This is a genomic window from Streptomyces sp. NPDC056987 (assembly GCF_042673865.1).
Lineage (GTDB): Bacteria > Actinomycetota > Actinomycetes > Streptomycetales > Streptomycetaceae > Streptomyces.
On sequence record NZ_JBHURV010000011.1, the window covers coordinates 194,304 to 206,340 of the forward strand.

The 12,037-nt window shown below is 72.6% G+C and carries 12 protein-coding genes; 8 read left to right on the forward strand and 4 right to left on the reverse strand.

The window, feature by feature from the left end; genetic code table 11:
- The gene (locus ACFTZC_RS15870; protein ID WP_382889928.1) at positions 1 to 1,386 is read right to left on the reverse strand and encodes a ferric reductase-like transmembrane domain-containing protein; all 1,386 of its coding nucleotides are present in this window, start codon (positions 1,384 to 1,386) and stop codon (positions 1 to 3) included.
- Positions 1,387 to 1,546: 160 nt separating this feature from the next.
- Here ACFTZC_RS15870 and ACFTZC_RS15875 point away from each other — a divergent pair, with 160 nt between their 5' ends.
- From ACFTZC_RS15875 to ACFTZC_RS15885, 3 genes are all read left to right on the forward strand, one after another.
- A complete protein-coding gene (locus ACFTZC_RS15875; protein WP_382889930.1) occupies positions 1,547 to 2,305 on the forward strand; it encodes a response regulator transcription factor in 759 nt (252 codons plus the stop codon).
- A complete protein-coding gene (locus tag ACFTZC_RS15880) occupies positions 2,305 to 3,798 on the forward strand; it encodes a sensor histidine kinase (protein WP_382889932.1) in 1,494 nt (497 codons plus the stop codon). Before ACFTZC_RS15875 ends, ACFTZC_RS15880 begins: the two co-directional genes overlap by 1 nt.
- 253 nt (positions 3,799 to 4,051) lie before the next feature.
- Positions 4,052 to 4,711 (forward strand): NADPH-dependent FMN reductase, encoded by a 660-nt coding sequence (locus ACFTZC_RS15885; protein WP_382889934.1) that lies wholly within the window; start codon positions 4,052 to 4,054, stop codon positions 4,709 to 4,711.
- Positions 4,712 to 4,715: 4 nt separating this feature from the next.
- On the opposite strand, the gene ACFTZC_RS15890 is transcribed toward ACFTZC_RS15885, so the two are convergent.
- Positions 4,716 to 5,519 carry a methyltransferase domain-containing protein gene (locus ACFTZC_RS15890; RefSeq protein WP_382889936.1) on the reverse strand — a complete coding sequence of 268 codons (804 nt, stop codon included), beginning with the start codon at positions 5,517 to 5,519 and terminating at the stop codon, positions 4,716 to 4,718.
- Between ACFTZC_RS15890 and ACFTZC_RS15895 the strand changes: the two genes are divergently transcribed.
- Positions 5,518 to 6,033 carry a MarR family winged helix-turn-helix transcriptional regulator gene (locus ACFTZC_RS15895; RefSeq protein ID WP_382889938.1) on the forward strand — a complete coding sequence of 172 codons (516 nt, stop codon included), beginning with the start codon at positions 5,518 to 5,520 and terminating at the stop codon, positions 6,031 to 6,033. The two genes, ACFTZC_RS15890 and ACFTZC_RS15895, sit on opposite strands and share 2 nt — an antisense overlap.
- Before the next feature lie 70 nt (positions 6,034 to 6,103).
- Here the strand turns inward: ACFTZC_RS15895 and ACFTZC_RS15900 are convergent, their stop codons facing one another.
- A complete protein-coding gene (locus tag ACFTZC_RS15900; protein WP_382889940.1) occupies positions 6,104 to 6,685 on the reverse strand; it encodes a TetR/AcrR family transcriptional regulator in 582 nt (193 codons plus the stop codon).
- Between the two features lie 106 nt (positions 6,686 to 6,791).
- On the opposite strand from ACFTZC_RS15900, the gene ACFTZC_RS15905 reads away from it, so the two are divergent.
- Positions 6,792 to 7,985 carry an MFS transporter gene (locus ACFTZC_RS15905; RefSeq protein ID WP_382889942.1) on the forward strand — a complete coding sequence of 398 codons (1,194 nt, stop codon included), beginning with the start codon at positions 6,792 to 6,794 and terminating at the stop codon, positions 7,983 to 7,985.
- 46 nt (positions 7,986 to 8,031) lie between these two features.
- Here the strand turns inward: ACFTZC_RS15905 and ACFTZC_RS15910 are convergent, their stop codons facing one another.
- Complete coding sequence (locus ACFTZC_RS15910) at positions 8,032 to 8,775, reverse strand: IclR family transcriptional regulator (protein WP_382890019.1); 744 nt, start codon at positions 8,773 to 8,775, stop codon at positions 8,032 to 8,034.
- 125 nt (positions 8,776 to 8,900) lie between these two features.
- Between ACFTZC_RS15910 and ACFTZC_RS15915 the strand changes: the two genes are divergently transcribed.
- The 3 genes from ACFTZC_RS15915 to dmpG are packed head-to-tail and all read left to right on the forward strand — an operon-like array spanning position 8,901 to position 11,757.
- On the forward strand, positions 8,901 to 9,734 hold the full coding sequence (locus ACFTZC_RS15915; protein WP_382889944.1) for a 2-keto-4-pentenoate hydratase: 834 nt from the start codon (positions 8,901 to 8,903) through the stop codon (positions 9,732 to 9,734).
- Positions 9,731 to 10,696, forward strand: coding sequence for an acetaldehyde dehydrogenase (acetylating) (locus ACFTZC_RS15920; protein ID WP_382889946.1), 966 nt, complete (start codon positions 9,731 to 9,733; stop codon positions 10,694 to 10,696). Before ACFTZC_RS15915 ends, ACFTZC_RS15920 begins: the two co-directional genes overlap by 4 nt.
- On the forward strand, positions 10,693 to 11,757 hold the full coding sequence (gene dmpG, locus ACFTZC_RS15925) for a 4-hydroxy-2-oxovalerate aldolase (protein ID WP_382889948.1): 1,065 nt from the start codon (positions 10,693 to 10,695) through the stop codon (positions 11,755 to 11,757). Before ACFTZC_RS15920 ends, dmpG begins: the two co-directional genes overlap by 4 nt.
- Positions 11,758 to 12,037 lie beyond the last annotated feature (280 nt).

Consider the following 12,037-nt stretch of genomic DNA (forward strand, 5'->3'; position numbering starts at 1 on the left):
TCAGAACGCGAACGACTCGTGGTGGATGTGGCGGCGCGGCACCCCGGCCGCACGCAGCGCGCGGCGCGCCGCGTCGGTCATCCCGGGCGGACCGCACAGGTACACCTCGTGCGCGGCGAGGTCCGGCACCAGCCGGGTCAGGGCGCGGGCGGTGAGCGGCGCGGTCCGGGCCGGGGTCATCGGCGCCGGGACCGCGGCCGGTTCGTCGACGACGTAGTGCACGACGGCTCCCCGGGCGGCGGCGATCGCGTCGAGTTCGCCGCGCAGCACCAGGTCTTCCGGGCGGCGGGCCCGGTAGACGAGGGTCACCTCGCCCGGCAGGGTCTCGAAGAGCGCCCGCAGCGGGGTGATGCCGGCACCGCCCGCCAGCAGGAGTACCTTGGCCGACCGGCGCCGCTCGGCCGTGAAGGCGCCGTACGGACCCTCCGCCCACACCCTGGTGCCCGGCCGCAGTGTGGCGAGGGCGGCGCTGTGCGCGCCCGCCGCCTTGACGGTGATCCGCAACCCGCGCGGGTGCGGTGGCGCGGAGAGCGAGTACGGGTTGGCGGCCCACCACAGGCCCGGCGCCAGGAAGCGCCAGCGGAAGAACTGCCCCGGGCGCGCGTTCAGTTCGTCCAGGTGCCTGCCGGTCAGATGCACGGAGACGACCCCCGGTGCCTCGTGCCGCAGGGCGGCGACGCGCAGCCGGTGGCGCAGGGCACGCCGTACGGGGACCACGAAGCGGTACCAGCCGATCAGCGCCGCCACCCCGAGGTACAGGGCGTACCAGGCCACCTGGGCGGCTCGGTGGCCGACGAAGTCCGCGCCGTCGCTGAGCTGGTGGGAGAAGGCGAGGAAGACCGCCAGGTAGGTCGCGAAGTGAAGATGGTGCCAGGTCTCGTACCGCATCCTGCGGCGCGCGGCCCGTGCCGAGACGATCCCGGTGGCGATCAGCAGCAGGAAGGCGGCGGTCGCCTTGAGCATGTCCGGGTAGTGCAGGACGAGCGTGGATGTCTGTTCCACCACACCGGTGCCCGAGGTCAGGGCGTACCCGCAGATGATCAGCAGTGTGTGGGCGAGCACGAGGGAGACGGTGTAGCGGCCTCCCAAGGCGTGCCAGCGGGCGAGCCGGTCGCTGCCGGCGGTGTGGTCCAGGACGGGAGCGCGGGACATCAGTGCCACCAGAACCGCGCAGGCGTATCCGGCCAGCAGTCCCGTGATGCGGCCCGCGCCGGTCAGCCACCCCGCCGCACCCACCACCGAGGTGGTGTCGCGCCACCACAGCAACAGCACTCCCGCGGCGCCCACCCAGATGGCGCACTGTGTCAGCAGCGGCGCGATCGAGCGCGGACGCCGCGGACGGGCCGCGCGGTCCGCCGGACGGTGGGTGGGAATCACCGTAGTCATGAGGGCCCCCTCTCCTTCGACGTGAGGGCCAGCGTCACAGCGCGACCTATGAGAAGCCTCTGAGAACGCCGGCCGGCCGGTGCCGCCGGTGCACATTCAGAGGAAACTCAGAGCCGGCCGTCGCCCCGCGCCGTCGCTCGCGCGCGATGCTGGAGCCACCATGAACACGCACACCTCTCCGCCCCGCCTGTACGGCGACGACGGCGGCCCCGTCCGGGTACTCGTCGTCGACGACGAGCCCGACCTCACCGAGGTCCTGTCCGGCGTACTGTCGGACGAGGGCTGGCAGGTCCGCACCGCCGCCGACGGGGCGGAGGCCGTCGCCGCCGCCCGTGCCTTCCGGCCGCACGCCGTCGTCCTGGACTGGATGCTGCCCGACATGGACGGTCTGCGGGTGCTGCGGGAGCTGCGGGCGGCGAGCGGGGAGCTGGGACACGTGTGTGTCCTCTTCCTCACCGCGCGGGACTCCGTGGAGGACCGCGTCACCGGGATCACGGCGGGCGGCGACGACTACGTGACCAAGCCCTTCAGCCTCGAGGAAGTGCTGGCCCGGCTGCGCGGGCTGCTGCGCAGGGCGGGCATGGCGCGCGACCCCGCCGCGGGCCGGACGGACGGCGACGGCCTGCTGGCCGTCGGCGACCTGGTCATGGACGAGGAGGCACGCGAGGTGACCCGGGGCGGCGCTCTCGTGGAACTGTCCCGGACGGAGTTCGAACTGCTCAGGTTTCTGATGCGCAACCCGCGCCGTGTGATGTCCAAGGCGCAGATCCTCGACCGTGTCTGGTCGTACGACTTCGGTGGCCGCGCGCATGTCGTCGAGCTCTACATCAGTTACCTGCGCAAGAAGGTCGACGCCGGCCGGACCCCGATGATCCACACCGTGCGCGGGGTGGGCTACGTCCTCAAGCCGGCGCCCTGATGCGCGCCGGAGCCCGTGCCCGGGCGGTCGGCCTGACGCGGCGGCTGCGCCCCCGCACCCTGCGCGGTCAGCTCACCGGTGGGCTCGTCGTCCTGCTGGCCCTCGCCTGCCTGGCCGTGGGCGTCACGACGGTCCTGGCCCTCGAAGGGTTTCTCGTACGCCGACTGGACCAGCAGCTCACCGCGTCCGGGGGACGCTTCGCGGCGAGCCTGGAGCACGAGGCCACACCGGACTCCGACAACCGGCCGGACACCCGGGGCCAGTCGGAGGGCACGTTCGGCGCGCGCCTGCTGCACGGTACGACCACCCGGGCGGCCGTCGTACGGGACCGGACGGACGCCCCGGTGCCCCTCACCGCCGAGGACCGGCGCACCCTGGCCGGTGTGCCCGTCGACGGAGACGGGCACAGCCGACGGCTGTCCGCTCTCGGCGCCTACCGGCTCACCGCCGTACGGGGTGACGACCAGGACGTCCTGATCACCGGATTGCCCCTCCGCCCGGTGGAGGAGACCGTGCGCCGGCTGGAGGGCGTGGAGGCGGTGGTCTTCGGCGCCGCCCTGGCCGCCACCGGTGTCGTGGGTGCCCTGTGGGTACGGCTCTCCCTGCGGCCGCTGCGGCGGGTCACGGCCACCGCGGCGAGCGTGGCCGAACTGCCCCTGGCCGACGGTGACATCGCCATGCCGGAGCCGGTCCCGGTCGCCGACCCCCGGACCGAGGTGGGTCAGGTGGCCACCGCCGTCAACCGCATGCTGGGCCACGTCGGCGGCGCCCTGGAGCGGCGCCGGGCCAGTGAGGAGCGGCTGCGCCACTTCGCCGCGGACGCCAGCCACGAACTGCGCACCCCCGTGGCCAACATCCGCGGTCACGCGGAGCTGGCGCTACGGCACCGGGGCCCCGTACCACCCGAGGTGCGGCGCGCGCTGGACCGGATCCACGCCGAGTCCCGGAGGATGAGCCGCCTCGTCGACGATCTGCTGCTGCTCGCCCGGCTCGACGCGGGGCGCGCCCTCGACCGGAGCCCGGTGGATCTGACCCGGCTCGTCCTCGACGCGACGGAGGACGCGCGCGCCGCGGGCCCCGGGCACCGGTGGCTGCTCGACCTGCCTGAGCAGGCGGTGACGGTCACGGGAGACGAACACCGGCTGCACCAGGCCGTCGGCAACCTCCTGGCCAACGCCCGTACCCACACCCCGCCGGGCACCGAGGTCACCGTACGGCTCCGGTCCGGCACCGGGCCCGACGCCGACCGCCCCCGGGTCAGGCTCACGGTCGCCGACAACGGCCCCGGCATCCCCCCGGGACTCCGGCCCGAGGTCTTCGGCCGCTTCGTCCGCGCGGACCACAGCCGCTCGCGCACGGCGGGCAGCACCGGCCTGGGACTCGCCATCGTCCAGGCGGTGGTGAGCGCACACGGCGGCACGGTCACCGTCACGAGCCGCCCCGGAAACACGGTCTTCACGGTGGAACTCCCCGCGCCGCCGCCGGAGCCGTAGCTCCCGATACGTCCTGGCGGACCCCGTTGACATGGCAGTCCCGTCCCCAGGACGGACCCGCCGCCTGTCCGGCCGGTCCCACCGCTCAGACCGTATGTGCCACCACTGACAACGGCCTCGCGCGCAGGCGCCGTGCGCACCCGCATCCCCTGTCGGACCGCTCGGGAGCCCGCAGAGTGTCGTGTGGTGCGGCGGGCCGGGCTGGGGAAAACTGACTGCCGGGGGACGACCGCCCGGCGAAAGAGACCGCACCATGACCATGGACGCTCCATCAGCTCCCGTTCGGGTCCTGGTGTTCGGCGCCGCGCTGCGCGCCGGGTCCACCAACGCGCGGCTCGCCTCGCTCGCGTCGGAGCTGATCACCGGGACCGGTGCCGAGGTCGACCTGGCCAGGATGCGGGAATTCGACATGCCGCTGTACGACGGGGATGTGGAGGATGCCGAGGGGCTGCCCGCCGGTGCCCTGGCCCTGTGCGAAAGGATCAAGCGCTGCGACGCGTTCGTGATCTCGTCGCCCGAGTACAACGCCTCCGTCCCGGGAGTGCTGAAGAACGCCATCGACTGGGTCTCCCGGGTACGGCCCCAGCCGTTCAAGACCAAGCACGCGCTGCTGGTCTCGTCCTCCCCGTCGATGATCGGCGGCAATCGCGGCCTGTGGGCGCTGCGGGTCCCGCTGGAACACCTCGGGACACGGGTCTATCCGGACATGTTCAGCCTGCCCCGCGCGTACGAGGCCTTCACCGAGGACGGCCGGCTCGCCCACCCCGGCTCCCACGAGCGGCTCACCGACACCGTCTGCGGGTTCATGCGGCTGGTCCGCGCCGACGTGGAGTTCGTATGCCTGCGGCGCCGCTGGTACGAGTTCCCCGGCGACCGCACCGACGCTCCGGTCACCCACCGCAGCGAGGACTGACCTGTTACGGGCGGCGTCCCCACGCGGAGACCATCGGGGCGGTGGCCAGGTCGAGGCGTCCGGTGGCGACGTGCGCGAGGTGGCGGTCGATCTCCTCGTCGGTGGCGAGTCCTTCTGCCACCAGACGGCCGCGGATCTGCCGCACGGTCGCGGCCTCCAGGACGGCACACGCCGGTGAGGTGATCGGGAAGTAGGCGTCGGCCCGTACGTCGTCCAGACCGGCCTCCCGCAGCAGCCTGGGCAGGGTGCGCCCGTACGTGAGGTCCGCGCCCCGTGCCGCCATCAGGGTGCGGAAGCCGGACCGCAACCGGTTGGCGAGCCGCTGTTCGGGACCCGACTCGTCCGGGCACAGCAGCGGCTGCAGCCCCGGGTCGGCGTCCTCCAGGAGCAGCCGGCCGCCGGGCCGGAGCGCCTGGACCATCCGGCGCAGCGCCTCGGCGCGGTCGGTGACGTGGACCAGGACCAGTCGGGCGTGGACGAGATCGAAGCCGCCGGGTGGCGGCGGGTCGGCCGCCACGTCGTGGCGCAGCACCTCGATCACCCCACCGGCGATGTCCCGGGTCCAGGACACGTCGATGTCGGTGGCGATCACCCTTCCCCCGGGGCCGACCCGCTCGGCCAGCCCGAGGGGTACGGACGGACCACCGGCTCCGACCTCCCAGCAGCGCATGCCGGCGGTGATCCCGAGCTGGTCGACGTGCCGGAACGTCACCGGATCGAACAGCTCGCCGAGGGCCTCGAATCGGGTCCCCGACTCCGATTGCCGGTTGTCCAGCAGGTAACCCTGATCCGTGTCGTGCTCAGCCATGCGGCGATTCTGTCAGGTGGCCGCCGGGGCCCGGCGCCGCGGCGGCTCCGAAAGCAGCTCGGCCACCGACGGCTCCGCAGCGGCGGCGGAGGCGGACGCCCTGGCCCTGGTCCAGCTCTCCCATCTGGTCCGGGACGCCTTCACGCGCGTCGCCGAGCGGCATGACCTGACGCCGGTACAGGCGCGCATGCTCTGCGTCCTGGCCGAGCGGCCGTACGGCATGGCGGAACTCGCCCGTCTCTTCGGCGTGGGAAAGGCGAACCTGACAGGGCTCGTCGACCGGGCGGCCCAACGCCGGCTCGTCGAGCGCTCACTCGTCCCCGGCGACCGCCGCGCCGTCCACGTCACCCTCACCGAGGACGGACGCCGTTCGGCCCTCGCCTTCCACGAGAGCGTGACGGAGGAACTGAACGGACTCCTGGCGCCCTTGGCGCCACAGGCCCGGGCCGACCTCCGCAGGAGCGCCATGGCCATCGCCGAGGCGGCCGGCCCGCCCGGCCACCACGCCTGCTGACCTCCTCCGCAGGCTTCGCCCACGAGGGTTCAGCGGGTGCTCGGCGGGGGTCCGGTGCGGGACCACCGGTTCACGGTGGGCCGGCGGAGAGGTTCGGTGCGGCGCTGACGATCGCGTGGACGGTCTCGGTGACGAGCCGCCGGTCCAGGGGCGCGCCGTCGAAGGCGCGGTGCATGGGCCAGCCCTCGATCAGGGCGTCGAGCGCGCGGGACACCCCCGGGGTGAAGTAGAGGGCGAGACTGTCCCGGCTGCGTGCGAGCCAGGTGCGGGCCGTGACAGACACCGCTTCGTTGTGGTTGGCGTAGGCGTACATCTCGAAGATGAGCGTCATGTCGCGCTCCGTGGCGTAGGCCGGCCCGCAGATCAACTCGACCACGGCCGCCTCGGCTTCGGCGGCCGATCCGGCGGCGCGCATGGTCTGCCGGTAGAGCGCGGACATGGTGTCGGCGAGACGCGCGAACGCCTGCGCGAGCAGGTCGTCGATGCCGTCGAAGTAGTACGTCAACGAGCCGAGCGGAACCTCCGCCCGCGCCGCGATCCTGCGATGGGTGGTCCGGTGCACCCCGCTCTCGGCGATGACGTCGAGGGCGGCATCCAGGATGCGCTCCTTGCGTCCGGGGTCGTTGGGGATCTCGCGTCGTGTGCCGCTCACGCGTCCAATGTGCCATGAGGCACCCCCAGGCAAGTGTGTACAGACGTACACGTTAGTGCGTACGATGGTACACACTCTGCTCGCATGTGTTGGGGAGCCACCGTCCATGACCACCGAACTCGCTCTGCGCCGTACCGCCGTCTTCGCCTTGTTCTTCCTTCCCGGACTGACCATCTCCTCCTGGGTGTCGCGCACCCCCGACGTGCGCGACCTGGTCGGCGCCTCCACGGCGCAGATGGGCCTCATCCTGTTCGGGCTCGCGGCCGGGTCGATGATCGGCATCCTGTGCTCGGGCCCGCTGGTGGCCCTCCGGGGCGCCCGGCCCGTGATCGTGGCCGGGACGACCGCGGTCGCGGCCGGCGCCGGGATCATCGGCGTCGGAGCCGGCACGGGCTCGGGGCTCGTCGTGGCCCTGGGCCTGGGGCTCTTCGGCCTCGGGATGGGCGGCGGCGAAGTGGCTCTCAACGTCGAGGGCGCGGAGGTGGAGCGGCTGCTCGGCCGCTCCACGATGCCGGCCATGCACGGCTTCTTCAGCCTCGGCACGGTCATCGGCGCCCTCGGCGGAATGGGCCTGACCGCGGTCGAGTTCCCGGTCCTCGTCCATCTCGCGGCCGTCGCGGCCGTGGTCCTCGCCGCGCTGATTCTCGTGATCCGCCATGTTCCCCCGGGTGTGGGCAGACGGGCCGGCGCCGCGGACCGGGCACCGGGCGCGGAACGCGCGCCGGTGTGGAGAGACACGAAGCTGCTGCTCATCGGATGCGTCATCCTCGCCATGGCCATGGCCGAGGGGACGGCGAACGACTGGCTCCCGCTGGTCATGGTGGACGGCCACGGCTTCGACCCCGCCCTCGGGTCGGCCGTGTACGCCGCGTTCGCCGCCGCGATGACGGTCGGGCGCTTCGTCGGCGGGCGCGCCGTCGACCGCTTCGGGCGAGCCGCCGCGCTCTGCGCGAGCGCGCTCATCGGGGCGGCGGGACTGGCCCTTGTGATCTTCGTCGACCATCAGGCCGTCGCGGCCGCCGCGGCCGTCCTCTGGGGCCTGGGAGCATCGCTGGGGTTCCCCGTCGCGCTCTCCGCGGCAGGCGATTCCGGCGACGACTCCGCCGCGCGCGTCGCGCTCGCCGCCACCGTCGGCTACGTCGCGTTCCTCGTGGGGCCGCCCTCCCTCGGGTACCTCGGCGAACACTTCGGGCTGCGCCAGGCCCTGCTCCCCGTTCTCGTCCTGGTGGTGGCCGCCACCTTCGCGACGCCCGCCGCTCGCCCCCGGGCGCCACGGGTCCTGGAGCGGCACGGCGGGTGAGGTCGCCCCGGTGCCACCGCCCGACGGGGCGGCGGCACCGCCCTGGTCACCCCTGCGCCCCCGCGCCGCCGGGTCCGTGGCGCAGCACCCGGGACAGGCCGAGGGCGGCGGTGCGGACCGCCGGCGCCAGTTGCGCGGGGCGGAAGCGGGCGCGGGGCACCGACACCGAGAGCGCGGCCACGGTGGTGTCACCCGCGAAGACGGGGGCCGCGATGCAGCTCACCCCCAGTGTGGACTCCTGTTCCTCGTAGGCCAGCCCGGACACCTGGATCTTCTCCAGTGCCGTACGCAGCCGTACGGGATCGGTGATCGAGTAGGGGGTGATGCTCGGCAGGGGGCGGGACAGCACCTGTTCCGTCAGCTCGTCGCCGGAGAAGGCCAGGAGCGCCTTGCCCACACCGGTGCAGCTCAGCGGCAGGCTTCCGCCGACGTGCGAGGGCAGTCGGGGCGCGTTGTGGCCGTGGATGCGTTCCAGGTAGACCACTTCCAGTGCTTCGCGGACCCCGAGGTTGACGGTCTCGTGGGTGGCTTCGAACAGATCCTGAAGGAACGGGAGCGCCACGTGCCGCAGGTCCCGCCTGCGGGGCACCAGCGCTCCGAACTCGAACATCTTCACGCCCAGGTAGTAGTGGGTTCCCGACCGCTCCAGCCACCCGAGCCGCACCAGATCGGCCGCCAGCCGGTGCACGGTCGCCTTCGGCAGCCCCGTCAGCTCCGACAGTTCCGTGAGCCGGAACGGACCTCCGGTCGGGGGGAAGCAGTTGAGGATCAATGCGCACTTGTCGAGCATGTTGCCGTCCCCACTGTTCCGTGACACGGAACAAACATTGGCTCACCACGGACGATGCGTCTATACCGGAGGCCACATCGAGGGCACCGACGGCCTCGGTCCTCACTCGTCCCTGGAGGTAGCCCGTGCCCATCGCACCCCCCGCCGTTCCACCGGACTCCGCATCCCCGGCCGTGGTGCAGGCCGCCGGCGTGCTGGCGTACGCGACCCGGTCGCGGACCGCCTGCGATCCGGTGCGTGTGCTGTTCGACGACGGCGACATCGAGAGCGCGTACGCCGTACAGCGGCTCAACGTCCGGCACGGCCTGGCGGCCGGACGACGGGCGGTGGGGCGCAAGATCGGCCTCACCTCCCGGGCCGTGCAGTCCCAGCTCGGGGTCGGTCAGCCCGACTTCGGGGTGCTGTTCGCGGACATGGAGGTGGCGGAGGGCGGCGTGGTGCCGGCCGGCCGGCTGATCCAGCCCAAGGTCGAGGCCGAGGTGGCGCTCGTCCTGGGCGGCGACCTGCCGCACCCGCGGTGCACCGTGGCCGACGTGGTGCGGGCCACCGACGTCGCGCTGCCCGCGCTGGAGATCGTCGACAGCCGGGTGCGCGGCTGGGACATCTCCATCGTCGACACCGTCGCCGACAACGCGTCCTGCGGGCTCTACGTCCTGGGCGGTGCCCCGCTGCCGCTGAGCGAGCTGGACCTGCCCTCGGTGCGGATGACGATGACGCGCAACGACGAGGTCGTCTCCCGGGGAAGCGGCGCCGACTGCCTGGGAAGTCCGCTCAGCGCCGTCGCCTGGCTCGCCTCGACCCTGGCCGGGCTGGGGGATCCGCTCAGGGCCGGTGACCTCGTACTCACCGGAGCGCTCGGACCGATGACGCCCGCTGTCCCCGGCGATGTGTTCGAAGCACGTATCTCGACCCTGGGCTCCGTACGGGTCGGGTTCGCCACGGAAGGAGAAGAGCGGTGAGCGGAGACACGAGCAGGCGCCCCAGGGTGGCCATCATCGGGTCCGGCAACATCGGCACCGATCTGATGATCAAGGTACTCCGGCTCTCCGAGCGCCTGGAGGTCGTGGCCATGGCCGGCATCGATCCCGACTCCGAGGGCCTGGCCCGGGCCCGGCGCCTGAAGGTGGCCACCACCCACCGGGGAGTCGACGGACTGCTGGAGATGGACGAGTTCGCGGACGTGGAGATCGTCTTCGACGCCACCTCCGCCGGCGCGCACCGGCGCCACGACGACGTGCTGGGCGCTCTCGGCCGTACCGTCGTCGACCTCACACCGGCGGCCATCGGCCCGTACGTGGTGCCCCCGGTCAACGGCGACGCCCACCTCCGGGCGCGGAACGTCAACATGGTCACCTGCGGCGGCCAGGCCACGATCCCGATCGTCGCCGCCGTCAGCGCGGTCACCGCCGTCCACTACGGGGAGATCGTCGCCTCCATCGCGTCCCGGTCGGCGGGCCCCGGCACCCGGGCGAACATCGACGAGTTCACCGAGACCACCGCCTCCGCCGTCGAGGCCGTCGGCGGCGCCGCCCGTGGCAAGGCCGTCATCATCCTCAACCCGGCGGAGCCACCGCTGATCATGCGCGACACCGTGCACTGCCTGGTCTCGGAGTGCGACACCGGGGCGGTGGCGGCTTCCGTGGCGGACATGGTCGGCCGTGTCCAGGCGTACGTGCCCGGCTACCGCCTCAAGCAGAAGGTGCAGTTCGACCCGGTGCGGGCCGACGATCCGCTGCGGTCCTGGCTGCCCGCCGGCGCCGCCCGCACCGACGCGGTGAAGGTCTCGGTCTTCCTTGAGGTCGAGGGCGCCGCCCACCACCTTCCCGCGTACGCCGGCAACCTCGACATCATGACCTCGGCCGCGCTGCGCACCGCGGAACGCATGGCCGTACACCGTTCCGGCGAAGGGGCCGCGCGATGACCACGACCGACTCCGGGTCCCCTACGACCGCGGCCTCCCCCACGCCCGTCCTGTACGTCCAGGACGTCACCCTTCGGGACGGCATGCACGCCGTGCGGCACCGTTACACCGTCGAACAGGCCCGCGGCATAGCCGCCGTGCTCGACGCCGCCGGTGTGGCGGCGATCGAGATCGCCCACGGCGACGGTCTGGCCGGCTCCAGCATCAATTACGGTGTGGGCGCCCACACCGACTGGGAGTGGATCGAGGCCGTCGTCGGCGCCACCAGCACCGCGATTCCCACCACCCTGCTGCTGCCGGGCATCGGCACGGTGCGCGATCTGGAGCAGGCACACCGCCTCGGCGTACGTTCCGTGCGCATCGCCACCCACTGCACCGAGGCCGACATCTCCGCCCAGCACATCGCGGCCGCCCGTTCCCTGGGCATGGACGTCGCCGGTTTCCTGATGATGTCGCACATGGCGGAGCCGGCCGAACTGGCGCGTCAGGCCCGGCTCATGGAGTCCTACGGCGCGCAGTGTGTCTACGTCACCGACTCCGGCGGCCGCCTGACGATGGACGGCGTCCGTACCCGCCTGCGGGCCTACCGTGACGCCCTCGACCCCGCCACCGAACTCGGCATCCACGCCCACCACAATCTCGCCCTCGGGGTGGCCAACACCGTGGTCGCCGTGGAACACGGTGTCACCCGGGTGGACGCCTCCCTCGCCGGCCAGGGCGCCGGCGCCGGCAACTGCCCGCTGGAGGCGTTCATCGCGGTGGCCGACCTGATGGGCTGGGAACACGGCTGCGATCTGTTCCCCCTCATGGACGCGGCGGACGACCTCGTCCGCCCGTTGCAGGACCGGGAGGTCCGCGTCGACCGCGAGACCCTCACGCTGGGCTACGCGGGGGTGTACTCCAGTTTCCTGCGCCATGCCGAGGCGGCCGCCGCCCGGTACGGAGTGGACACCCGGGCGATCCTGGTCGAGGTCGGCCGCCGCAGGATGGTCGGCGGCCAGGAGGACATGATCACGGACGTCGCGCTGGACCTGGTGAGCCGGGCGGACCCCGCGTCCTGACCGTCCGGTTCCGGGGACGGTCGCTACCACCACCGCACCTCTTTAACATCCGTACTATGTACGGTACGTTGCAATGAACTGATAACTCCGGCGAAGGCACTGTTCGGTACGGGCCGTCCGGGAAATTCCCGTTCCTTCTATCCGGGAATTGCGCGCATGGCGGAGGGATCACGACATCGCGATGCGATGTGACCGGCGGGACGCCTGCCGCCTCGCCGGTTCCTCTCGCCTCGCCGGTTCCTCTCGCCCCGTCGATGCCGGTCACCTCGCCGCATCGCCC